The 21,795-nt window shown below is 71.8% G+C and carries 22 protein-coding genes and 1 riboswitch; of the genes, 11 read left to right on the forward strand and 11 right to left on the reverse strand.

Features of this window, described 5'->3' with window-relative positions:
• The first annotated feature begins 50 nt into the window (after positions 1–50).
• Complete coding sequence (locus tag DEJ06_RS01055; RefSeq protein ID WP_071406293.1) at positions 51–1,484, forward strand: TrkH family potassium uptake protein; 1,434 nt, start codon at positions 51–53, stop codon at positions 1,482–1,484.
• Positions 1,477–2,172 (forward strand): TrkA family potassium uptake protein, encoded by a 696-nt coding sequence (locus DEJ06_RS01060; RefSeq protein WP_217499818.1) that lies wholly within the window; start codon positions 1,477–1,479, stop codon positions 2,170–2,172. Before DEJ06_RS01055 ends, DEJ06_RS01060 begins: the two co-directional genes overlap by 8 nt.
• An 87-nt stretch (positions 2,173–2,259) precedes the next feature.
• Here the strand turns inward: DEJ06_RS01060 and proC are convergent, their stop codons facing one another.
• Positions 2,260–3,090: a pyrroline-5-carboxylate reductase gene (gene proC / locus DEJ06_RS01065; RefSeq protein ID WP_111038119.1), complete on the reverse strand. Its 831-nt coding sequence runs from the start codon at positions 3,088–3,090 to the stop codon at positions 2,260–2,262.
• Between the two features lie 64 nt (positions 3,091–3,154).
• Between proC and DEJ06_RS01070 the strand changes: the two genes are divergently transcribed.
• Positions 3,155–4,111, forward strand: coding sequence for a cation diffusion facilitator family transporter (locus DEJ06_RS01070; protein WP_111038120.1), 957 nt, complete (start codon positions 3,155–3,157; stop codon positions 4,109–4,111).
• Here the strand turns inward: DEJ06_RS01070 and DEJ06_RS01075 are convergent.
• Positions 4,092–4,526 carry a nucleoside deaminase gene (locus tag DEJ06_RS01075; RefSeq protein ID WP_071247896.1) on the reverse strand — a complete coding sequence of 145 codons (435 nt, stop codon included), beginning with the start codon at positions 4,524–4,526 and terminating at the stop codon, positions 4,092–4,094. The two genes, DEJ06_RS01070 and DEJ06_RS01075, sit on opposite strands and share 20 nt — an antisense overlap.
• A 76-nt stretch (positions 4,527–4,602) precedes the next feature.
• Here DEJ06_RS01075 and upp point away from each other — a divergent pair, with 76 nt between their 5' ends.
• The 5 genes from upp (at position 4,603) to DEJ06_RS01100 (ending at position 10,272) form a co-directional block, all read left to right on the forward strand.
• A complete protein-coding gene (upp, locus tag DEJ06_RS01080; protein WP_111038121.1) occupies positions 4,603–5,238 on the forward strand; it encodes a uracil phosphoribosyltransferase in 636 nt (211 codons plus the stop codon).
• 680 nt (positions 5,239–5,918) lie between these two features.
• Positions 5,919–6,686 carry a winged helix-turn-helix domain-containing protein gene (locus DEJ06_RS01085; protein WP_111038122.1) on the forward strand — a complete coding sequence of 256 codons (768 nt, stop codon included), beginning with the start codon at positions 5,919–5,921 and terminating at the stop codon, positions 6,684–6,686.
• Positions 6,687–6,944: 258 nt separating this feature from the next.
• On the forward strand, positions 6,945–7,457 hold the full coding sequence (locus DEJ06_RS01090) for a MarR family winged helix-turn-helix transcriptional regulator (protein WP_181433080.1): 513 nt from the start codon (positions 6,945–6,947) through the stop codon (positions 7,455–7,457).
• The gene (locus DEJ06_RS01095; protein WP_111038123.1) at positions 7,454–8,803 is read left to right on the forward strand and encodes a deoxyribodipyrimidine photo-lyase; all 1,350 of its coding nucleotides are present in this window, start codon (positions 7,454–7,456) and stop codon (positions 8,801–8,803) included. Before DEJ06_RS01090 ends, DEJ06_RS01095 begins: the two co-directional genes overlap by 4 nt.
• Positions 8,800–10,272, forward strand: coding sequence for a serine hydrolase (locus DEJ06_RS01100; RefSeq protein WP_111038124.1), 1,473 nt, complete (start codon positions 8,800–8,802; stop codon positions 10,270–10,272). The genes DEJ06_RS01095 and DEJ06_RS01100 overlap by 4 nt, the downstream gene beginning before the upstream one ends.
• Positions 10,273–10,350: 78 nt before the next feature.
• Here DEJ06_RS01100 and DEJ06_RS01105 read toward each other — a convergent pair whose 3' ends face one another.
• Positions 10,351–11,322, reverse strand: a complete 972-nt coding sequence (locus tag DEJ06_RS01105) for a carbohydrate kinase family protein (RefSeq protein ID WP_111038125.1) — start codon at positions 11,320–11,322, stop codon at positions 10,351–10,353.
• 158 nt (positions 11,323–11,480) lie between these two features.
• Here DEJ06_RS01105 and DEJ06_RS01110 point away from each other — a divergent pair, with 158 nt between their 5' ends.
• Positions 11,481–12,062, forward strand: a complete 582-nt coding sequence (locus DEJ06_RS01110) for a TetR/AcrR family transcriptional regulator (protein WP_111038126.1) — start codon at positions 11,481–11,483, stop codon at positions 12,060–12,062.
• Between the two features lie 153 nt (positions 12,063–12,215).
• Here the strand turns inward: DEJ06_RS01110 and DEJ06_RS01115 are convergent, their stop codons facing one another.
• The 5 genes from DEJ06_RS01115 to DEJ06_RS01135 all read right to left on the reverse strand — a co-directional run bounded on the left by DEJ06_RS01115 (position 12,216) and on the right by DEJ06_RS01135 (position 18,386).
• Positions 12,216–12,830: a superoxide dismutase gene (locus DEJ06_RS01115; RefSeq protein WP_027466323.1), complete on the reverse strand. Its 615-nt coding sequence runs from the start codon at positions 12,828–12,830 to the stop codon at positions 12,216–12,218.
• A 44-nt stretch (positions 12,831–12,874) separates the two neighbouring features.
• Positions 12,875–13,384, reverse strand: coding sequence for a flavin reductase family protein (locus DEJ06_RS01120; protein WP_027466322.1), 510 nt, complete (start codon positions 13,382–13,384; stop codon positions 12,875–12,877).
• 242 nt (positions 13,385–13,626) lie between these two features.
• Positions 13,627–15,150, reverse strand: a complete 1,524-nt coding sequence (locus DEJ06_RS01125) for an MFS transporter (protein ID WP_027466321.1) — start codon at positions 15,148–15,150, stop codon at positions 13,627–13,629.
• Between the two features lie 213 nt (positions 15,151–15,363).
• Positions 15,364–16,371, reverse strand: coding sequence for a LacI family DNA-binding transcriptional regulator (locus DEJ06_RS01130; RefSeq protein ID WP_111032021.1), 1,008 nt, complete (start codon positions 16,369–16,371; stop codon positions 15,364–15,366).
• Positions 16,350–18,386: an aldo/keto reductase gene (locus DEJ06_RS01135; RefSeq protein ID WP_111038127.1), complete on the reverse strand. Its 2,037-nt coding sequence runs from the start codon at positions 18,384–18,386 to the stop codon at positions 16,350–16,352. The genes DEJ06_RS01130 and DEJ06_RS01135 overlap by 22 nt, the downstream gene beginning before the upstream one ends.
• A 155-nt stretch (positions 18,387–18,541) precedes the next feature.
• Here DEJ06_RS01135 and DEJ06_RS01140 point away from each other — a divergent pair, with 155 nt between their 5' ends.
• Positions 18,542–19,090, forward strand: a complete 549-nt coding sequence (locus DEJ06_RS01140; RefSeq protein WP_071406283.1) for a TetR/AcrR family transcriptional regulator — start codon at positions 18,542–18,544, stop codon at positions 19,088–19,090.
• A gap of 66 nt (positions 19,091–19,156) precedes the next feature.
• Positions 19,157–19,327, forward strand: a complete 171-nt coding sequence (locus tag DEJ06_RS18145; protein WP_017888559.1) for a hypothetical protein — start codon at positions 19,157–19,159, stop codon at positions 19,325–19,327.
• Positions 19,328–19,448: 121 nt separating this feature from the next.
• Here the strand turns inward: DEJ06_RS18145 and ribH are convergent, their stop codons facing one another.
• The 3 genes from ribH to DEJ06_RS01155 are packed head-to-tail and all read right to left on the reverse strand — an operon-like array spanning position 19,449 to position 21,267.
• The gene (gene ribH, locus DEJ06_RS01145; protein ID WP_071406282.1) at positions 19,449–19,928 is read right to left on the reverse strand and encodes a 6,7-dimethyl-8-ribityllumazine synthase; all 480 of its coding nucleotides are present in this window, start codon (positions 19,926–19,928) and stop codon (positions 19,449–19,451) included.
• Positions 19,925–20,614: a 3,4-dihydroxy-2-butanone-4-phosphate synthase gene (gene ribB / locus DEJ06_RS01150; RefSeq protein WP_084741376.1), complete on the reverse strand. Its 690-nt coding sequence runs from the start codon at positions 20,612–20,614 to the stop codon at positions 19,925–19,927. Before ribB ends, ribH begins: the two co-directional genes overlap by 4 nt.
• A complete protein-coding gene (locus tag DEJ06_RS01155; RefSeq protein WP_071247477.1) occupies positions 20,614–21,267 on the reverse strand; it encodes a riboflavin synthase in 654 nt (217 codons plus the stop codon). Before DEJ06_RS01155 ends, ribB begins: the two co-directional genes overlap by 1 nt.
• Before the next feature lie 94 nt (positions 21,268–21,361).
• A riboswitch (FMN riboswitch) is annotated at positions 21,362–21,496 on the reverse strand.
• Positions 21,497–21,795 lie beyond the last annotated feature (299 nt).

A 21,795-nucleotide genomic window follows, 5' to 3' on the forward strand; every position in this document is an offset into this window, starting at 1 on the left:
CGGATGTACCATGACGAACCGTCCCGGCCCATGTCCTCGGAGGCATACGCATGCTCGACCGAACCGAGCCGATCCCGCACCACGTGAGTGTCGGCCGACGGCGAGCGAGCCGGATCGCGACGGTGCTGCGCTCGTCGCCGTCCCGACTGGCGATCGTCGTGTTCATCGCGCTGATCTTCCTGTTCACGGTGCTCTTCATGACGCCGTGGGCCACCGCGGACCGCAGCAGCACCCACTTCGCGGACGCCCTGTTCACCGCGGCGTCGGTGGTCTGCGTCACCGGGCTGTCCACGGTCGACATGGCGACGCACTGGTCGGTGTTCGGCAAGGTCCTGGTGGTCATCGGCACGCAGATCGGCGCCGTCGGGGTCCTGACCTTCGCGTCGATCCTCGGGCTGTTCGTCACCCGCAAGCTCGGCCTGCGCGCCAAGCTCATGGCGGCCGGCGACTCGAACCCGCTCCGCACCCACCACGGCGCCGTGCCCGAGGGCCAGGCCGTCCGGCTCGGCGAGGTCGGCACCCTGCTCGCGACGGTGGCGGTGAGCACGCTGTCGATCGAGATCGTCCTCGGCCTGCTGCTCCTGCCGTCGGTGCTCATCGCCGGCATCCCGTTCTGGACAGCGGTCGGCGACTCCTTCTACTACGCGGCGATGGCCTTCACGAACACCGGGTTCTCGCCGAACGCCGACGGCCTCGACCCGTTCGCCCACGACTACTGGTTCCTGACGCTGCTGATGATCGGTGTCGTGGCGGGGTCCATCGGGTTCCCGGTGATCCGTGCCCTGACGAAGCAGCTGCGCACCCCGCGGCGCTGGCCGATCCACGTCAAGCTCACCCTGGCGACGAGCGCGATCCTGCTCCTCGGCGGTGCGGTCGTCTACACCGCCCTCGAGGCGTCGAACCCGACGACCTTCGGCGAAGAAGGAGCCGGGCGCACTGCGTTCCAGGCACTCTTCCTGTCGACGATGACCCGCTCGGGAGGCTTCTCGCTCGTCGACTTCGACCAGCTCAACGGCTCGAGCCTGCTCGTCACGGACATGCTCATGTTCATCGGTGGCGGATCCGCCTCGACGGCCGGCGGCATCAAGGTGACGACCCTCGCCGTGCTGTTCCTGGCCGCGGTCGCCGAGGCCCGCGGTCGCCAGAGCATGGAGGCCTTCGGTCGCCGGATCCCGAGCGACGTCCTGCGGGTCGCGGTGGCCATCGTGCTCTGGGGAGCGACGATCGTGGCCGTCGCGACCGTGGTGCTCCTGCAGATCACCGACGACTCGCTCGACCGGGTGCTGTTCGAGGTGATCTCGGCCTTCTCGACCAGTGGACTGTCCTCCGGCGTGTCCGCGGACCTGCCGGAACCGGGCAAGTACGTGCTCGCCGCCACCATGTTCCTCGGCCGGGTCGGTACAGTGACCATCGCCGCTGCCCTGGCCGCCAGCCAGAGCCGGCAACTGTTCCGCCGTCCCGAGGAGAGGCCGATCGTTGGCTGACCGCACCCGTTCGTCGCACCAGCACGGTGCCATCAGTCACGACGCCCCCGTCCTGGTCATCGGGCTCGGGCGCTTCGGGGCCGCCACCGCCGGCCAGCTCGAACGCCAGGACCGCGAGGTGCTCGTCGTCGACACCGACGCCGGACTCGTGCAGAAGTGGTCCGACCGGGTCACCCACGCGGTGCAGGCGGACGCGACCGACATCGACGCGCTCCGGCAGATCGGCGCGCAGGACTTCGCCATCGCCGTCGTCGGCACGGGTAGTGACCTGGAGTCGAGCGTGCTCATCACGGCGAACCTGGTCGACCTCGGCGTCCCGCAGATCTGGGCGAAGGCGATCAGCCGCTCGCACGGCACGATCCTGTCCCGCATCGGCGCGAACCACGTCGTCTACCCCGAGCGCGAGGCCGGCGAGCGCACGGCACACCTGGTCTCCGGCCGGATGCTCGACTTCATCGAGTTCGACGACGACTTCGCCGTGGTCAAGATGTTCCCGCCGCGCGCGGTCCGCGGCAAGGACCTCGCCACCACCGTGATCCGCACCCGCTTCGGCCTGACCGTGCTCGGCATCAAGCCGCCCGGCAGCCCCTTCGTGCCGGCGACGCCGGACAGCGTCATCGGTGAGGACGACGTCATCATCGTCTCGGGTTCCGAGACCGACCTGGAGCGCTTCGCCGCGTACGAGTAGCGACCACCGGACGGACGGGAGGCCCGTGGCGGCGTCGCCCCGGGCCTCCCGTCCGCACTGTGGCTGCGTCCACGACGCGGTGTGCGTCTACGACGCGGCGATCTCCTCGGCACGCGCGATCGCGGCACGCGACGCGCGCAGCAGCGTGTCCGCCAGGTCGGCGTCCTGCAGCACCGCGACGGCCCGCTCCGTCGTGCCCTTCGGGCTCGTCACCGCGCGGCGCAGGTCGGCGGGCTCACGTCCAGACCGCTCGAGCAGCTCGACCGCGCCGCGGACGGTGCCCTGCACCATCGTCGCCGCCTGTTCGTGGGTGAACCCGAGCTCCTCCGCGGCACGCTGCCACTGCTCGATCAGCAGGAAGACGTAGGCGGGACCGGAACCGGACACGGCGGACAGCGCGTCGAGCTGCGACTCCGGCACCTCGATGACCTCGCCCGAGGCGGTGAACACCGACGACGCCAGTGCGACGGCCTCGGCGTCGGCCGAGGTGCCCGCGCTGATGCCGGTGACGCCGTGGCCGACGCCGATCGGGGTGTTCGGCAGGGCACGGACGACGCGGACGCCGGCGGGCACCCGTGTCTCCATGCTCGCGGTGGTGGTGCCGACGGCGACGCTGACCAGGACGGCGCCGGGCTCCAGGTCGTCGGCGACCTCGTCGAGCAGGTCCGCGATCATGTACGGCTTCACGCCGACGACGACGAGGGCCGCGCCACGGACGGCCGACCGGTTGGCGTCGGGGTCGGTGTCACTCGCGGTCGCGTCGAGACCGCGCTCCCGGTGGGCAGCAGCGGACGCCTCGGACTTCGTGGTGAGGGTCACGGTGGCCGGGTCGAGTCCCGCGGCGAGCAGGCCGTCGAGGACCGCGCCGGACATGGAGCCGACGCCGAGCAGGGCGGTGCGGGGCAGGTCGATCGTCATGCTCCCGACCCTACCGACGCCACCCGCCTAGGATCGTGTCGCAGACCACGAGAAGGGGACAGCTGTGAGCGCTTCCGGAGGCACGAAGGCGATCTTCGCCGCACTCGGTGCCAACATCGGCATCGCGATCGTGAAGTTCATCGCGGCGGCGATCAGCGGATCGGCGTCGATGCTGGCCGAGGGCGTGCACTCCCTGGCCGACTCCGCGAACCAGCTCCTCCTGCTGCTCGGTGGCCGCAAGGCCCGGCGAGCGGCGGACCAGGAGCACCCGTTCGGCTACGGGCGTGAACGCTACGTCTACGCGTTCGTCGTCTCCATCATCCTGTTCTCGGTCGGCGGTGTCTTCTCGCTCTACGAGGGCATCGAGAAGCTCGCCCACCCGCACCCGCTCGAGAACTGGTGGCTCCCCCTCGTCGTGCTCGTCATCGCCATCGGTCTCGAGGGCTTCTCGCTCCGCACCGCGCTGCACGAGGCCCGACCGCAAAAGGGCTCGCAGAGCTGGGTGCAGTTCGTCCGCCGCGCGAAGGCCCCGGAGCTGCCGGTCGTGATGCTCGAGGACACCGCGGCCCTGCTCGGCCTGGTCTTCGCCCTGTTCGGCGTGGGCCTGACCGCGATCACCGGCAACGGGGTGTTCGACGCGATCGGCACCATGCTCATCGCGGCGCTGCTCATCGCGGTCGCGGTGGTGCTCGGCATCGAGACGAAGAGCCTGCTCGTCGGCGAGGGCGCGACCGCCGCCGACGTCGAGCGCATCAAGCAGGCGGTGCTCGACGGCCCCGAGGTCGACGCGATCATCCACCTGAAGACCCTGTACCTCGGGCCGGACGAGCTGATGGTCGGCGTGAAGGTCGCCGTCGACGGGGACCGCCGGCTCGGTGACGTCGCCGCCGGCATCGACACCGTCGAGCAGCGTGTCCGGAACGCCGTGCCGATCGCCCGGGTGATCTACGTCGAACCGGACGTCCTGCGCACCGGGCCGCAGCCGCCGACCGAGGCGATCGTCATCCTCGCCGCGGACTGAAGAAGTCGTCGAGCAGCTCGGCACACGCCTGCTCGAGCACGCCCCCGATGACCTCGGAGCGGTGCGGCAGCCGGCGGTCCCTGGCGATGTCGTAGACGCTGCCGCTGGCGCCCGCCTTCGGGTCCCACGCGCCGAACACGACACGGGGCACCCGTGCGGCCATGACGGCGCCGGCGCACATCGGGCAGGGCTCGAGCGTCACCACGAGCGTGTGCTCCTCGAGGTGCCAGTCCCCCGTCACCGCCGCTGCAGCACGCAGCGCGAGGACCTCGGCGTGGGCCGTCGGGTCCTGTCGTGCCTCGCGCTCGTTCCGGCCGGTGGCGACCACGACGCCGTCGCGGTCGAGCACCACCGCGCCGACCGGCACGTCGTCGGTCTCCAGGCACCGTCGAGCCTCGTCGAGCGCGCGCTCCATCGCCGGGACGAACGGGCGGGCTGCGGGCTCCTCCACGGGACCTCCTGACGGTCGACGGCACGCTAGGCTCGACCCTATGCGAGTCCACGTCGCCGACCACCCGCTCATCACCCACAAGCTCTCGGTGCTCCGCGACCGTGCGACACCCTCCCCCACGTTCCGCGCCCTGACCGAGGAGCTCGTCACGCTCCTCGCGTACGAGGCCACGCGGGGCGTCCGGGTCACGGCGACGCCGATCGACACGCCGGTGGCGCACACCATGGGCGTCGCGATCGCCAAGCCGCGGCCGCTCGTCGTCCCGATCCTCCGCGCCGGGCTCGGCATGCTCGAGGGCATGGTCAAGCTCGTCCCGACGGCCGAGGTCGGCTTCCTCGGCATGGCCCGCAACGAGGAGACGCTCGAGCCGCAGACCTACGCCGAGCGCCTGCCCGACGACCTGTCCGGGCGGCAGTGCTTCGTGCTCGACCCGATGCTCGCCACCGGTGGCACCCTCGCCGCCGCGATCGACTTCCTGTTCGCCCGTGGTGCGCAGGAGATCACGTGCGTGTGCATCCTCGGTGCCCCCGAGGGGCTCGCCATGGTCGAGCAGGCCGTCGGCGACCGCAACGTCTCGATCGTCCTCGGTGCGCTCGACGAGAAGCTCGACGAGAACGGGTACATCGTCCCGGGCCTCGGCGACGCCGGCGACCGGCTCTACGGCCTGGCCGAGTAGCGCAGACCCGCCACTTCTCGGACTGGAGGCGCGGTGCCGGCTGGCACCGCGCCTCCTGTCGTCCGCGCGGTCGCGCCCACCGCACCCGCCCGTTCCGGGCGTACCCGGTCGATTCGGGCGTACCCGGTCGTTCCGGGCGTACCAGGTCGTTGCGGGCGTACCAGGTCGGTTCTTTCCACCCGGTACGCCCGATTCCACTTTCCATCGCGGGCGCAATGGGACAGAACGGGCGTGGCGCTCGACGCCCGTGCGGTCGCGCCCACCGCACCGTCCGCGCGGACGGTTGACACCGCGTTGGTATACCGCAGATACTCGTCACATGACTGCAACCGTGTCCACCCGCGTCCTCTCCGAGGCGTGCTCCTCCGCAGGGGCAGTGGGGACCGTCGGCGTGATGATGCCGACCATGCCGGTCATGCGTTGTCGAATGTGTGCCTGATCGGCACCCGTTCCAGCCGGATCCCCCGCGACACCACCCCCGTCGCGAGCGCGTGATCCCCGGGTGACGGACACCGTCGGCGACGCGCACCACGTCACGAGGTCTGTCTCCCGTTCCCCCGGGTCGGCCCCGGTCCGCAGCAGGACCGCAGGGCATCGGCGCACCGCCGTACCCGGGATGACGCATTCGACACCGGCCGCCGCGCCACCCGCGCACCGGCCACACCGCCCGGAGAACCACCATGTCGCTCACCATCGCCCAGCCCCGCACCGCGCTCCGCTCCGCACCGGCCCCGACCGACCTCGGCACCGTGACGCCGATCCGTCCGCGCCCGGCCTCCCCGGTGGCGACCGGACCGACCACCGTGCCGACGAGCCCCGTGGTCGCACCGCAGCGGAACCGCGCACTCCCCGAGGGCACCGAGGCCCGCGGCTTCGCCCTGTACGTCGGCATCGACGAAGCGAAGGCCGCCGCCGCCGGCACGACCCTGGCCGCGGTGGTCGAGCAGCTCAAGGCCCTCACCGCGCAGCTCGTCCCGTCGTCCGAGACGTACGCGGCCGTCGCCGTCGCCGCCGAGCACTCCGGTGGCCGGGACGTCGACGTCGTCCGGCTCGCCCTGCAGGACCGCTCCGCGGTGGCCGCCCGCAAGCAGGCCGAGAAGCCCGAGCCCGAGGAGACCGGTGTCGTCATCGACATCTCGCGGAAGCGCGTGACCCTCGACGGCGAAGCGGCACCACTGACCTACAAGGAGTTCGAGCTCCTGCAGTTCCTGGTCCTCCGCGAGGGCCAGACCGTCGACCGGTCCGCGATCATCGACGGCCTCTGGTCGGACGGCGAGGACGAGACCCCGAACGAGCGCACCATCGACGTGCACGTGCGTCGGCTCCGTTCCAAGCTCGGCGCGTTCGAGGAGATCGTCCGCACCGTGCGCGGCGTCGGCTACCGCTTCGACCGGCACGCGGACGTCGCCGTGCGGTACGCGTCGACCCCGTCGCCCGACCTCTTCTGAGCCTGATCGGCTGCTCTTGGTGAACTCGCAGCGAACCGGCCCCGGAGAGGCTGGCGCGCCGTTACCGCTTCGTTATACAGTCGGTGGTGCAGACGGTGTTTGCTGTGGCACCGCCTGTGGAATGTGATTGCAGGAAACTCTTGGTGCAAGGGAGAGGGCCGGTCGCCGACAGGCGGCCGGCCCTCGTGCATGTCGCCCGGCTCCTGTCGGACCCCGTCGGTAGTGTGGTCAGACCGTACGACCGGAGGGAACGCGAACGTGAGCGAGACACGCCGCAGTGAGAAGGCGACCGCGGTCGCCGCCTGGGAAGCGCTCTTCCGCGCCCAGGTCGCCGTGATGCGGAGTCTCAACGCGGACTTCCCCGGCGACGAGATCTCGTTCAACGAGTACGACGTCTGCTTCAACCTGTCGACCCAGCCCGGCCGCCGCTGCCGGATGCGCGACCTCACCGGGCACCTGCTCCTCACCCAGCCGAGCGTCAGCCGCCTGGTCGACCGGCTGCTCGCCCGCGGCATCGTCGAGAAGCAGCCGGACCCCACGGACGCCCGCGGCGTGATCGTGGCACTGACCCCGCACGGCTTCGACGTCTACCGCCAGGTCGCCGTGCAGCACGCGGCGAGCATCGCGCAGCAGGTCGGCGCCGGACTGTCCGACCCCGAACTCCGCACCCTCACCGAACTCTGCACGAAGCTCCGGCTGGCGGTCGGCACGGCACCGGGCCGGCGATCGACGACCCGCCCGGTGGCCGCTGCGGATGCGGCGACGGTGTGACCGGCGCGATCGTCTGGCTCCGTGACGACCTGCGGCTGTCGGACAACCCGGCGCTCCGTGCGGCGATCGACCACGGCGGCGACGTCACGGTGGTGGTCGTCCTCGACGAGCAGTCCCCCGGGCTCCGTCCGATCGGTGCCGCGAGCCGCTGGTGGCTGCACCAGTCCCTGACCGCCCTCGATGCCGACCTGCGCGAGCGGGGTTCCCGGCTGGTCCTCCGGCGCGGTGCCGCGGCGACGGCGATCGACCAGCTCGTCGCCGACACCGGAGCCGACGCCGTGTACTGGAACCGTCGGTACGGCGCCGTCGAGCGGGACATCGACGCCGGCATCAAGACGGCCCTGCACGACCGTGGCGTCGAGGCGCACAGCTTCGCCGCGAACCTGCTCTGGGAACCGTGGACCGTGCTCACCGGGCAGGGCGAGCCGTACAAGGTCTTCACCCCGTTCTGGAACGCCGTCCAGGCGCTGCCCGAACCGCGCCACCCCCTGCCCGACCCCGACGACCTGCCCGCTCCGGCCGACGTCACGGGTGATGCGCTGGCCGACTGGGCACTGCTGCCGACGAAGCCCGACTGGGCCGGCGGCCTCCGTGACGCCTGGACCCCGGGCGAGCACGGCGCGCAGCAGCAGCTCGAGCACTTCGTCGAACACGCGCTCGAGGACTACGACCAGCGCGACGAGCCCGCGATGGAGGCCACGAGCAGCCTCTCGCCGTTCCTGCGGTGGGGCGAGATCAGCCCGTACCAGGTGTGGCACCGCCTGCACGAGCGGCTCGAGCCGGCGCAGCGCCAGAACGCCGCCGCGTTCCTCCGGCAGCTGGCGTGGCGCGAGTTCAACTGGAACGAGTACTTCCACTGCGACGACATCGCCACCGTCAACGTCCGACGGAACTTCGACGCGTTCCCGTGGCGTGATCCGGAAGCGGCCGAGCTCGACCGCTGGCGGCAGGGCCTGACCGGCTTCGACCTGGTCGACGCGGGCATGCGCGAGCTCTGGCACAGCGGCGCCATGCACAACCGGGTGCGGCTGGCGGCCGGCAGCTTCCTCGTGAAGAACCTGCTCGTCGACTGGCGCGTCGGGGAGCAGTGGTTCTGGGACACCCTGGTCGACGCCGACCCCGCCAACAACGCGGCGAACTGGCAGTGGGTCGCGGGCTCGGGCTTCGACGCCGCCCCGTACTTCCGGGTCTTCAACCCCGATCGGCAACTCGAGCGCTTCGACCCGCACCGCGAGTACGTCCACCGCTGGGTCCCCGCCGACGAGCTGCGCCCCGAGCCGATGGTCGACCTGAAGGCGTCGCGGCAGCGGGCGCTCGACGCCTACGAACGGATGCGGCGCTCGTGACCGGGTCGCAGCCCGCGATCGCTGCGGTCGTCGACCAGGTCGACGAGCTGTTCCGTGCTCGCGTCGAGCAGGGCCTCGCGCCGAGCAGCGTGTGGGGCGTGTTCGACCGCTCCGGCCTCGTCGCGTCCGGCGGGCACGGTGACCGCGGTGACGGCCGGAGCCCGGACGCCGACACCGTCTACCGCATCGCCTCCTGCACCAAGAGCGTCACCGCCGCGACCCTGCTGACCCTCGTCGCCCGGGGTGCGCTCGACCTCGACGCGCCGATCACCGACTTCGTGTCGGCCTTCGGCGCCGTCACCCTGCCGACCCCGGACTCCCCCGTCCCCACGGTGCGGATGCTGCTGACGATGTCGGCCGGGTTCCCCACCGACGACCCCTGGGCCGACCGGCAGGAGTCGATCTCGGACGCCGAGCTCGACGAGGTCCTGCGCGGCGGCCTGCTGTTCGACTCGCTGCCCGGCACCCGCTTCGCCTACTCGAACCTCGGCTACGCGCTGCTCGGCCGGGTCGTCGCCGCCGTGACGGGGCAGCCCTTCACCGCTGCCGCCAGTGAGATCGTGCTCCGTCCCCTCGGCCTCACCGACACGGTGTTCAGCGCCGCCGAGTCGACCGGCTTCGTGGTCACCGGTGTCCGCGGACACGAGGGCGACTGGGAACCCCTGCCGATGACCGGCCCCGGTGCCTTCTCGTCGATCGGCGGGCTCTTCTCGACCGTGCGTGACCTGGCGCGCTGGGCGACACACCTCGGTTCGGCGTTCTCCGCCGCACCGGAACCCGGCCCGGTCTCCCCCGCTGACCGCCGGCTCATGCAGCAGGCGATGCGGGTCGTCCCGTCGTCCGTCGTCCCGGGTTCGGCCCGCGCGACGGCGTACGGCTTCGGGCTGTTCGTCGAGCAGGACGACCGCTTCGGCGAGCTCGTCTCGCACTCCGGCGGCTACCCGGGCTTCTCCGCGCACATGCGGTGGTCCGTGCGCGACGGCCTCGGGGTCGTCGCGTTCGAGAACGCCACGCAGGCCAAGGTCTCCGCGGCCGCGCAACAGGCGCACGACCTCGTGCTCGACGCGGCGCTGACGGCCCACACATCCGACGCGCCGGAAGCCGACGCCGACGTGACCGGACCGAGCACCGGGGTGGTGGCGACCACCCGCGCGACGCGAGCCGCCCAGGCCGCCGTGACGCGCCTCCTGGCCGACTGGCGCGACGATCTGGCGGACGCGATCTGCACGCCGAACGTGGCGATGGACGTGCCGTACGACCGACGGCGGCGTGCGGTGGCGCAGGCCGTCGCGGACGTCGGTGCCGACCTCGGTGCCGCACCGGTGTCCGAGTACTCGGCGGCGCCGTCGCACCTGCGCTGGTGGCTCCCCGGCACCTGCGGGCGGCTGCGCGTCGAGATCCGGCTCGCGCCCGCCGCCGCGGGGCGCGTCCAGACCCTGAACGTCGTCGCTGAACCGTCGGAGCGTTGATCTGACGGAGCGCTGAACCGTCCGAGCGCTGATCTGACGGCGCGCTGACCCGACGGCACCACGCGGGTACCCGTCAGCTCAGACCGGCGGTCGACCGCCCACGAAGCCGAGTGCCCGCGCGGCGACCCGGGTGCCCTCGCGGGCTGCCGCACCGACGCGGACCGGATCCGTCGCCCACGCACGGACGAACCCGGCGACGAAGGCGTCCCCGGCCCCGATGGTGTCGACGACGGTCGCCGGTGTCGCGGGCACCCGGTGGACGCTGCGGCCCCGGCGCCCGATGAGCGCGCCGTCGGCCCCGGCCTTGACGACGACCAGTGGGACGTGCTCGGTGAGCCGACGAACCGCGGCGTCGAGGTCGTCACCCCCGGCGAGGGCGAGCGCCTCGTGCTGGTCGGGGAAGAGCACGTCGACGCCCCGCAGGGCTTCGAGGAACCGGTCGGCACCGATCGTCTCGATCACCGCCACCGACGAGGGGTCCACCGCCACGCGCGCTGGGCCGGTCCGGGCGCACGCCACGAGGTCGGCGAGCCGGTCGGCACCGCCGCCGAGCATGGCCGCGCCGGTTAGGTGCACGATGTCGGCGCGGGCGACCACCGACGGCGGGACGTCGGCGGCACTGATCTTCCCACTCGCGGCGGGGTCGGACATCGCGGTGCGACCGTGGTCGTTGCGGACCGAGACGACGACCCCGGTGGACGTCATCGCGTCGTAGCGCAGGTGGGCGCGGACCCCGGCGTCCTCGAGCGCGCGCTCGTGGCGGTACACGTCGTCGACCCCGACCCGGGCGACGACGTCGACCTCGGCCCCGAGCCAGCCGAGCCAGGTGGCCGTGTTGCCACCGGCACCGGTCGGCCGGTGGCGGATCTCCGCAGCGGGGTCGTGCACTCCGATCCGGTGCGCGGTGGTGTGCACGAGGACGCCGTCCAGGACGTCGCCGACGACCAGGAAGCGTTTTCCGGCGCCGCGACGACGGCCCGCGACCACCCGTCCGGCGCGGGTCCCCTCGGGCCGTGACGGCGGCAGAGCACCCTCGTACGGCATGGACATCCGCAACAGTCTACCCGGAGCCGAGTTTTTCTCCGTTTCTATCGGTGAAAACGGAGGTTTCGCGGAGAGATCGCACACAACGACCAATGGTGCCACTGATATACCGGCTGCTAGTATGTGGGCGGTCGCGCGACCACCGCCCCGACGACGGAGATGCCATGCCCAGGAAGCCCGACCCCACCCGCAAACCCGCGATCCTCGAGAAGGTCGTCGACCACTTCGTCGAGACCAAGATCGAGGACGTCACGGTCCGGGGCCTCGGCCGCGTGCTCGGGACGAGCGCCTACCCGGTCGTCTACCACTTCGGCTCCCGCGACGCCCTGATCGACTCCGTCGTCGAGCACCTCGCGACCTCGCACCGAGCGCCCGCGCTCGAACCCGCCGCCGACACGGACGCCCTCGCCGACCACCTGGTCGCGACCTTCGGCGGGCTCGACGACCCGCACCGTGCGCTGGCCGCACGGCTCACCTTCGAACTCGGGTCGGTCGAGTCCCTCGACGGGCGTGACCGGCAGCGCCGCGCGCACCGCTGCCAGGTCGCCGCCATCCGGGCCTGGTGCCGAGCACACGGCGCCGACCCCGTCCTCGCCGAACGCGCGGCCCAGCACACGGTCCTGGCCGCCCGCGGAGCCCAGTGGGGCGCGCTCGTCGACGGCGCGCACACCGACGCCGACGCTGCACTGCGTCGCATCGCCCACGACCTGGCAGCCAGCACGGCCGCCGCAGACCGCGTGCGCTGAGCACACGCACCCACGCGATCGCGGACCGCTCGCGTACCCGGCGACGGCGCACGGCCCGGAACGTGACCCGGACCACGAACGGGAGGCACGGTGCCAGCTGGCACCGTGCCTCCCGTTCGTCAGGTGGTCACCGTGGTGACCCGCCGACGCGGATCAGAGCGTGACGAACCGCTGCGACTTCGCGTTCTCGAAACGAGCGGCGACGTTCTCCCAGTCGACGATGTTCCAGACGGCCTTGACGTAGTCCGCCTTGACGTTCAGGTAGTCGAGGTAGAAGGCGTGCTCCCACATGTCGAGCATGAAGATCGGGACGAGGCCGAACGGGATGTTGCCCTGCTGGTCGAAGAGCTGGAACGTGGTGAGCTTCTGGCCCACGGTGTCCCAGGCCAGCACGGACCAGCCGGAGCCCTGGATGCCGTTCGCGACGGCGGCGAACTGCGCCTGGAACTTCTCGAACGAACCGAAGAACTCGTCGATCGCCGCGGCGAGCTCGCCCTCGGGGACCTTCGTGTCCGGGCCGAGGTTGGTCCAGAAGATCGAGTGGTTCACGTGGCCACCGAGGTGGAACGCGAGGTCCTTCTCGAGCTTGTTGATCGCGCCGAAGTTGCCGGACTCACGGGCCTCACCGAGCTGCTGCAGCGCGGTGTTGGCACCGGTCACGTAGGCCTGGTGGTGCTTGTCGTGGTGCAGCTGCATGATCTTGCCGCTGATGTGCGGCTCGAGCGCGGCGTAGTCGTACGGCAGTTCCGGCAGGGTGTACTCAGCCATGTGAGGTCCTTTCGATCAGTGGGTTGTGGACGCGGCTCCGCGGCTCACGAGAGCCGGGAACGATCGGTGAGGGAGTGGAATTCCCGGTTGTGGTAGACCAGCGGCTCGCCGCGGTCGGCGCCGACGATGATGTCGAGCACCTCGGCCACGACGACGGTCGAGCTGCCGATGGGCGTCGTCGACAGCGGTCGGCAGCGGAGCGCACTCGCCGCACTCGGCAGGTAGCGGTCGCCGGACGGCAGGGTTCCCCAGATCGGGTCGTCGGCGGCCGGGCTGCCGGTCGAGGCGAAGCGCTTCGCGAGTGCGACCCCGAGGGAGTCGACCAGGTGCACGACGAACAGCGGCGCACCGAGCACGACCCCGGCCGAGCCGGAGTTCGTCGAGAGCGAGAAGACCAGCACGGGCGGGTCGACGGCGACGCTCGCGACGCTCGAGGCGGTGAGGCCGGTCGGTCCGTCCGGGCCTTCGGCCGTGATGACGGCGACGCCGGCAGGGTGCCCGCGGAAGGCGGACTTGTACGCGTCGGCGATGGTGGCCGGTGCTTCGTCGGGCATGGTGATCGTGGTCGTTCCTTCGGGAGGGGCTGCCGTCACTCGGCGGCTGCCACCCAACGTATGACCTGAACCCTGGTTGAGGTCAACGATTCACAGGTTCGGGCGTGGCCGGGCGCGCCGTGGCGGGCACTTCGTGAGCAGGAATGGTCGGGTCACGCACGGCGACCCGACCATTCCTGCTCACGAAGCGCAGCGGCGCTCGCGGCGCAGCGCGGCGCGCGCCCGCGCGCCCGCGCGGCCGCTCAGCGGCGCTTGAGCATGACGAGCGCACCCGCGGCCGCCACCACCATGAGCACCGCGGCGACGCCCGCCGTGATCGTCACGCCGGAGTCGAAGGCCGCCCGCGCCGACTCGAGCAGCACCTGCCCGGCGCTGCCGCCGAGCTGGCCCGCCGCGGCGACCGCGCCGCCAAGGGTCTCCTGCGCCGCGACGTGCGCCGCCGAGGACAACCCGTCGGGCACCACGACGTGCGCCCGGTAGGTCGTCGCCAGGATCGTGCCGAGGACCGCGGTGCCGAGCACGGCGCCGATCTCGTACGCCGTCTCGGACATCGCCGACGCCGCACCCGCCTTGTCCGCCGGTGCCGTCGAGATGATGAGGTCGTTCGTCACCGTCTCGGACGCCCCGATCCCGATGCCGAGCAGCACGAACGCGAACGCCAGGGCGGCGATGGAGGCGTGGTGTCCGAGGACCGCGACCAGGGCGTACGCCGCCGCCGAGAACAGCAGCGCGACCGACACGACCCAGCGCGGGGCGACGCGCGCCACGATCGGCACGACCGCGAGCCCGGCGACGATGGTCAGGACCGACCCCGGGATGAGGACGACGCCGGATGCGAACGGGTCGAGCCCGGCCACGAGCTGCAGGTGCTGGGCGATGAAGAACAGGAACCCGGTGAGCGAGAACATCGCCGCCAGGTTCATCAGCACGCTGCCAGTGAAGGCCGTGCTGCGGAACAGGCGCAGGTCGAGCATCGGCGTGCGGGACCGCAGCTGCCGACGGACGAACGCGATGCCGCAGACGACTCCGACCGCGAGCATGGCGATCGCGAGGCCGCGCTCCTCGGGGTGCACGACCGACTTGATGGCCCAGGCGATCGGTGCGAGCGCGCCGAGGGACAGGAACATGCTCGGCAGGTCGACCGGCCCGGGCATCGGGTCGCGGGACTCCGGCACGCAGAACGGCACGCCGACGAGCATGAGCACGAGGATCGGCACCGCGACCAGGAACACGCTGCCCCAGTGGAAGTGCGCGAGCAGCGCGCCGCCGACGAGCGGCCCGAGCGCGTTGCCGGCCGCGAACATCGTCGACCAGACGGCGAGCGCCATCCGCCGCTCCCCCGCGTCCACGAACACGTTGCGGATGATCGACAGCGTCGCGGGCATGAGCATCGCGCCGAACACGCCCATCGCGATCCGGGCCGCGACGAGCATCCACGCGTCGGTCGCGAACGCCGCGGCCACCGAGAACAGGGCGAAGCCGGTCGCACCGATCACCAGGATCCGCCGACGGCCGATGCGGTCACCGATGCTGCCCATCACGACGAGCAGGCCGGCGAGCACCAGCGGGTACGCGTCCACGATCCAGAGCTGCGTGGTCGCGTCCGGGTTCAGCGCGCGGCTGATCGACGGCAGCGCGAAGCTCAGGATGGTGTTGTCGACCGAGATGAGCAGGACCGGCAGCATGAGCACGGCGAGCGCGAGGAACCGTCGGGCGCGGCTCCCGGTGACGCGGGTGGCGACGGGGCTGGTGAGCAGTGCGGACACGGCGGACTCCTGGGACTTCGAGCCGGACCAGGTCGACGGCGGGTGGTACGTGGGGCAGACGAGACGGGACGCGGGATGGACACGCGCCCCGTCAGGACTCCGTTAGTGTACCGTCCGGACGGTTTTGGTTGCAAATGCAACTGACGACGGCCGGGAGGCCCGTGCCGGTCCCGCCACGGGCCTTGCGTCGGTCCACTGGTCGCGTCGTCGGGCCTACGCCGATTCGCGGAGCAGCAACCGGTGTCGCACCGTGCGCTCGACGGCCGCGCCCGAGCGCGGCAGCTCGCCCGCGAGCATGCCGAGCGCCAGGTCGAGGGCCTGGCCGGCGACCTCGTCGAGGTCGACGGCCAGCGTGGTGAGCGTCGGCGCGACGAGCGTCCCGAGCGGCAGGCCGTCGACGCCGACCACGCGGACGTCACCGGGGACGTCGACGCCGGCACGACGACAGGCCGACAGCACGCCGAGCGCCAGCACGTCGTTGAACGCCAGGACCGCGTCCACCCGGCGGTGCTCGGCGAGGATCCGTTCGGTCCGTTCGGCACCGGCCTCTGCGGTGGGCGCGGACGCGACGACGAGGTCGGGCAGGTACCCGCGACGCCGGAGTGCCGCGACCATGTGCTCCCCGCGCTGGCTCGGTACGCCGTCGGCCGCGGCGTCGAGCACGACGGGGTGCTTCACCCCGACGTCGACGAGGTGGTCGGCGAGGTCCTCGATCGCGGCGGTCGGGTCGATCCGGACCGCGGCGCGGGTCACCGGCCCCGAGGGGTCGAGCTCGACGACCGGGACCGAGCCGAGCCGTTCGATCCACTCCGGGGCGCGGGACCCGAGGTAGCCGATCACGACGTCGGTCTGGGCGCCGAGGGACTCCACCATCCGGTCAGAGTCGCTCGCGAGCCCGACGTCGGCGAGCATGACGTTCCACCCGCGGGCGGCGGCCAGGCCGAGCACCGCGGAGGCGAGTGCCGGTGCGTAGGGGTTCCGCAGGTCGTTGACGACGAGCCCGAGCTGGTGGTCGCCACCCGTGACGAGCCCGCGGCCGAACCGTGACGGACGGTAGTCGAGCGCCGCCGCGGCCTGGAGCACGCGGTCCTTGGTCGCCGCGCTGATGCCGGACATGCCGTTCATCGCGCGGGTGACGGTCTGCCGGGACACCCCGGCGGCCGCGGCGACGTCGATGATCGTCGCGCGGCCGCCCGGGGTCAGGCGCGGAGGTCCAGCCATGCCACCTGTTCCGGGGAGAGGTCGACGGAGAGGCCGGTCATGGACGACCGGGCCTCCGCGATCGTACGGGGTCCGAAGAGCGGGAACGTCGGGAACGGCTGGTTGAGCACGTACGCCAGGGCGATCGCCGTCGCGGGGACGCCGAACTGCTCGCCGAGCTCCCGCGCACGCCGGAGCCGCTCGAAGTTGTCGTCCGAGTAGTAGCAGCGGACGAGTTCGGCGTCGCTGGTGTCCTCGGGCGTCGCGCGGCCGGTGAAGAACCCGCGGGCCTGCGAGGACCACGGCAGCAGCGGGACCTGGCGTTCCTCCAGCCACGCCTTCGATGCCGCATCGGTCGCGTGTTCGCAGCCGTCCCACGGCACGTCGTACGCCTCGGCGAGACCGAAGTGGTTGCTGAGCACCTCGAACCCGTGCTTGCCGTTGGCCCGTGCGTAGGCGTTCGCCTCGTCGAACCGCGCAGGGGTCCAGTTCGAGCCGCCGTAGACGCGGATGCGGCCGGCCCGGCGGTGCTCGTCGAGCACGTCGACGAACTCCCCCACCGGGATGTCGGGGTTGTCGCGGTGCATCATGTAGATGTCCGCGTAGTCGGTGCCCTGGCGCTCGAGGCTCTCGAGCAGCTGCCGGGTGATCGACTCCGGGTCACAGTGCGGGGTGTGGGCGCCCTTCGTGATGACGACCACGTCCTCGCGGATCCCCCGGTTCTGGATCCACCTGCCGAGCCGTCCTTCGAGCACACCGCCGCCGTAGATGTACCCGGTGTCGAAGACGTTGCCGCCCTGCCCGACGAACAGGTCGAAGATCGCGCTGGCGTGTGCCAGGTCGGGCTGGTTGTCGACGCCCATCACCAGGCGGGACATCCGCTTGCCGACGCCCGGCACCTCGCCGTAGCGCATCGGGTTGCCGTCCTGCACGGTGAGCGGCCGGCCGGACACCGTCGGGATGTCGGCGGTCTCCGCCTCGAACGGGTAGCGCAGGCCGATCGCCGCGCGCCACCTGTCGAGCGTGCGGGCGGTGGCGAGGGTCTCGTCGATGGTCATCTGCGCCGCTTCGACCCCGCCGGCACGCAGGGCGTCGGTGGTGGCGTCGGCTTCTCGGGCGTAGGGGTGCTCACCCGCGAACGACAGCGAGCGAGGGGGTTCGTCGACGGTGTGGATCTCGATGGTGGGATCGTCGCCCAGGGTCCACGGGTCGGTGAGCACGATGCGACCGCGCGAGCCGTACACCGACACGGCGTTGTCGTCCTGCACGAAGACGCCGGTCCGGACCGTCGCCGTGATCCCGCCCCGGTAGGTGAGCTGCGCGACCGTCCACTCGTCGACCCCGGTCGGCCCGAGCGTGCCCGTGGCGGTGAGGTCCACCGGCTCGGCGACGGCGACCCCGGTGGCGGCCTGCACGATCGCCGCGGCCATCGTCACCGGGTACCCGCCGACGTCGAGGATCCCGCCGCCGGCGGTGTCGATGTCGAACAGGCGACCGGTGCGCTCACCCGTCCGGAACGCGAACGAGGCGTCGACGTGGGTCACGTCGCCGATCACGCCGTCGCGGATCAGGTCGAGCAGTGCCGCGGTCTGCGGGTGGAAGCGGTACATGAACGCCTCGACGAGCGGCAGGCCGGCCTGGCGCGCAGCATCGGTGAGTGCCATCGCGGTGCCGTGGTTCACGGCGAGGGGCTTCTCGCACAGGACGGCCTTGCCGGCCTCGAGTGCGGCGAGCACGAGCCGGGCGTGACCGGTGTGCACGGTCGACACGTAGACGGCGTCCACCCGCGGGTCGGCGAGGACCTCGTCGTAGGTCCCGGCGGTCACGTCCGTGAACCCGAACCCGGCGGCCTCGTCGGCGAAGACCTGCGCCCGCTCGGCGGACGAACTGCCGGCCCCGACCAGGACGCCCCCGCTGGTGGGCAGCTGCGAGAGGAAGCGTCGCGCGATGCCGCCGGGGCCGAGGACGGCCCACCCGGGGCGGTCGGTGGTGGTCGAGGTCGGGGTGGTGGCGGTGTTCGCCGTCTGCGCTGACATGCGGATCCTTGTCGTCTCGTGAACCTTCACGGTCGGCTCGACGCTAGCGGGCGCCCGAGCGATCGGCAATGGCCCTGCGGCAATTCGTGAGCGTTCACGGCGGCGGCGGAGGAGCCGGCGTCCGCGACCCCCGGAACTGCTCCTAGACTCTGGGCATGGCCAGTGCCCGCGACCGCGTCCTCGACAGCTTCGTCGCCATCGTGTGCGAGGAAGGCGAGCGTCCCGCCACGCTCGACGCCGTCGCCGCGCGCGCCGGTGTCTCGAAGGGCGGCCTGCTCTACCACTTCGGTTCCAAGGCCGCGCTGGTCGAGGGGCTCTGCGAACGCCTCTCCGACCTGTCCGCGATCGACGTCGAGCGCATGCAGGACGCCGAGGACGGTGCCGCGCGCTACTTCGTCCGCAACTGCCTGTTCGTCGGCAGCGAGCTGGACCTCGCCCTGCTCGCCGCGAGCCGCCTGCAGCAGGCCGGCTACGAAGAGGCCGGCCGCACCCTCGACGACACGGAGAACGCCTGGCTCGCGACCCTCGTCGACGCTCTCGGCGACGAGCCGACCGCGCAGGCCGTCAAGCTCCTCGGCGACGGGCTGTACCACCAGGCCTCGCTCGGTGCCGCGAGCGAGGTGCGACCGAAGCGGGGCAGCGTCGACATGGAGACCCTGCTCACCGTCGTCGACCGTCTGATCGCGACGCGACCCGGAGCGTGAACCGGCACACCCCCGGCTGGGGATAGACTGGGGAACGATCCACTCGTCGACACCCGGAGGTATCCCGTGGGCCGCGTCATCGCCGCTGTTTTCTCGATCCTGCTGCTGCTGGTGTCGATGTACCTGTTCGGGTTCGCCTTCCAGGTCGAGTCGGGCCAGGCCTTCGTCTTCATGGCCGGCGTGCTCCTGATGAGCCTCTCCTTCTTCCTGCCGATCCACGTGTTCGGCAAGCGCTAGCCAGCAAGCACTGCCGCGAGCCAACAAGCATCGCCGCTGGCCAGCAAGCGCTGACCAGCAAGCACAGAACGGCCCCGCACCTCACCGGTGCGGGGCCGTTCTGTGTGGCGTGTCCGGCGCCTCAGACCGGGAGGCGCAGGGACCGCAGCGTCACCGCGGTGCTGATCGCCGCGTGTGCGGCCTCGGCGCCCTTGTCCTCCTTGGAGTCGGGCAGCCCGGCTCGGTCGAGCCCCTGCTGCTCGTCGTCCAGCGTGAGCACGCCGAACCCGACGGGCTTGCCGGTGTCGATCGCGACCTGCGTCAGGCCGCTCGTCGCAGCACCCGAGACGTACTCGAAGTGCGGGGTGCCGCCGCGGATGATGACGCCGAGCGCGACCGCCGCGTCGAAACCGGCCTCGAGCGCGGTCTTCGCGACCACGGGCAGCTCGAAGCTGCCGGGGACGGGGATGACCTCGGCCGTCGCCCCGAGCCGCTCGACCTCGCGCTGTGCGCCGGCCAGCAGGCCCGCGGCGATGGTGTCGTGCCACTGTCCGGCGATGACGGCCACCCGGATCCCGGTGCCGTCGACCTGGTCGCGGTCCGCCGCGCCTGCTCCGCTCATCGTGTCGTTCCTTCCGTGGGCGCTGCGGTCGCTGCCGCCGCCCGGTCTGCCGCGTCCAGCCACTCGGCGAGCGCGGCGATGGTGATGACGGGCACGCCCTCGCGTGCCCCGAGTGCGACGAGCGCCGGCAGCCGCATCATGCTGCCGTCCTCGTCGACGATCTCGCAGATCGCCGCAGCGGGCCGGAGCCCGGCTGCGGTGACGAGCTCGATCGCTGCTTCGGTGTGCCCGGCGCGCTCCCGGACCCCGCCCGGTCGTGCGCGCAGGGGCACCACGTGTCCGGGTCGGTGCAGGTCGTCGCGCACCGAGGTCGGGTCGGCGAGGACCCGCAGCGTACGGGCGCGATCATGAGCGCTGATGCCGGTGGTCACACCGACGGCGGCGTCGACGGTGACCGTGTAGGCCGTGCCGCGGACGTCCTCGTTGTGCGCCACCATCGGCGGCAGGTCGAGGGCGTCGGCGATCTCGGTGCTGAGCGGCGCGCAGATGAACCCGGACGAGTGCGCGACGGTCCACGCGATCCACTCCGGCGAGGCGAGCTCGGCGGACAGGATGACGTCACCCTCGTTCTCGCGGTCCTCGTCGTCGACGACGATCACCGGGCGCCCGGCGGCGATCGACGCGATCGCGGCCTCGATGCTCGACAACCCGAGTGCCTGCGGGACGGCACCGGCCTCGGCGACCATCACCGGGCCTCCGATCCGACGGTCTCGAGCGACTGCGCCGCGGCGTCGAGCCGCAGCATGCGGCGGACGTGCCGTGCCAGGACGTCGGTCTCGACGTTCACCCGGTCACCCGGCACGCGGAGCCCGAGTGTCGTCGCCTCGAGCGTCTCGGGGATCAGGCTCACCTCGAACCAGGCCGCGTCGGGCGCGGTGTCCTCGGGTGAGACCGCGCTGACCGTGAGCGAGACGCCGTCGAGCGCGATCGAGCCCTTGTCGACCACGAGCGGGCTGAGTGCGGGCGCGAGCGAGAACCGCACGCGTCGCCAGCCGTCACCGTCGGCCGTCTCGAGCACCGTGGCGGTGCCGTCGATGTGGCCCTGCACGATGTGCCCGCCCAGGCGGTCACCGACTGAGGCGGCGCGCTCGAGGTTCAGGCGGTCACCCACCCGGAGTGCACCGTGGGCGCTCATGTCGAGGGTCTGCTTCATGACGAAGGCGGTGAAGGTCTCGGGGGTCTGCTCGACGACGGTCAGGCAGACACCACTCGTCGCGATCGAGTCGCCGTGCCGGGCGTCCTGCACGACGACGGGGCCGTGGACGGTGAGCGCGACGGAGTCGCCCTGCTGCTCGACGGCGGTGACGGTGCCGAGTTCCTCGATGATGCCGGTGAACACTGGTGTCCTCTCAACGGGACTCCGGGGGCGTTCGACGATCGTCGGCATCGACGGACGGGTCGCACCCCACGGGTCGTGGGGTCGTCCTGTCCGCCCAGCGCGCCTCCCATCCGGACTTTCACCGTCGGTCCCGGAATCCCACCGGGTCAACCTCTGTCGGGTTCGCACCCGTCATCAGTTCGTGGACTGTCACCACCGGCTCGGAATTACACCGACCCCGGAGCGCTTGCGTAGTCGGAACGATACCCCAGGCCGCTGACGGCCGCGCCACGCTGGCCGCGCCGTCGTAACCGGGCGTCTCCCCCGGGCGCGGTGAGCACGTGGCACCCGCGGTGTCCGGCGTCCGCGTCCGGCGTCCGCACTGCGACGATGCACGAGTCGATCGACGAGCGGTCCGTCGGAACATGCACACGCATCCGATGCGCCGACATGTTCCGACAGGACACCCGTCGATCCTCCGGTGTTCTGTCGTGGAACGCGCACGCCCCTGGGCACGGTGACGAGGGGCGCCACGGTGTGACGCCCCTC

This window comes from Curtobacterium sp. MCLR17_051 (assembly GCF_003234395.1).
Taxonomy (GTDB): domain Bacteria; phylum Actinomycetota; class Actinomycetes; order Actinomycetales; family Microbacteriaceae; genus Curtobacterium; species Curtobacterium flaccumfaciens.

Bases quoted from the DNA above. Each gene is read 5' to 3' on its own strand.
- DEJ06_RS01055 (WP_071406293.1), top strand. From the start codon at position 51: ATGCTCGACCGAACCGAGCCGATCCCGCACCACGTGAGTGTCGGCCGA.
- proC (WP_111038119.1), bottom strand. From the start codon at position 3,090: ATGACGATCGACCTGCCCCGCACCGCCCTGCTCGGCGTCGGCTCCATG.
- DEJ06_RS01075 (WP_071247896.1), bottom strand. From the start codon at position 4,526: ATGGAGCGCGCGCTCGACGAGGCTCGACGGTGCCTGGAGACCGACGAC.
- upp (WP_111038121.1), top strand. From the start codon at position 4,603: ATGCGAGTCCACGTCGCCGACCACCCGCTCATCACCCACAAGCTCTCG.
- DEJ06_RS01085 (WP_111038122.1), top strand. From the start codon at position 5,919: ATGTCGCTCACCATCGCCCAGCCCCGCACCGCGCTCCGCTCCGCACCG.
- DEJ06_RS01105 (WP_111038125.1), bottom strand. From the start codon at position 11,322: ATGTCCATGCCGTACGAGGGTGCTCTGCCGCCGTCACGGCCCGAGGGG.
- DEJ06_RS01110 (WP_111038126.1), top strand. From the start codon at position 11,481: ATGCCCAGGAAGCCCGACCCCACCCGCAAACCCGCGATCCTCGAGAAG.
- DEJ06_RS01115 (WP_027466323.1), bottom strand. From the start codon at position 12,830: ATGGCTGAGTACACCCTGCCGGAACTGCCGTACGACTACGCCGCGCTC.
- DEJ06_RS01120 (WP_027466322.1), bottom strand. From the start codon at position 13,384: ATGCCCGACGAAGCACCGGCCACCATCGCCGACGCGTACAAGTCCGCC.
- DEJ06_RS01130 (WP_111032021.1), bottom strand. From the start codon at position 16,371: ATGGCTGGACCTCCGCGCCTGACCCCGGGCGGCCGCGCGACGATCATC.
- DEJ06_RS01135 (WP_111038127.1), bottom strand. From the start codon at position 18,386: ATGTCAGCGCAGACGGCGAACACCGCCACCACCCCGACCTCGACCACC.
- DEJ06_RS01140 (WP_071406283.1), top strand. From the start codon at position 18,542: ATGGCCAGTGCCCGCGACCGCGTCCTCGACAGCTTCGTCGCCATCGTG.
- ribH (WP_071406282.1), bottom strand. From the start codon at position 19,928: ATGAGCGGAGCAGGCGCGGCGGACCGCGACCAGGTCGACGGCACCGGG.
- ribB (WP_084741376.1), bottom strand. From the start codon at position 20,614: ATGGTCGCCGAGGCCGGTGCCGTCCCGCAGGCACTCGGGTTGTCGAGC.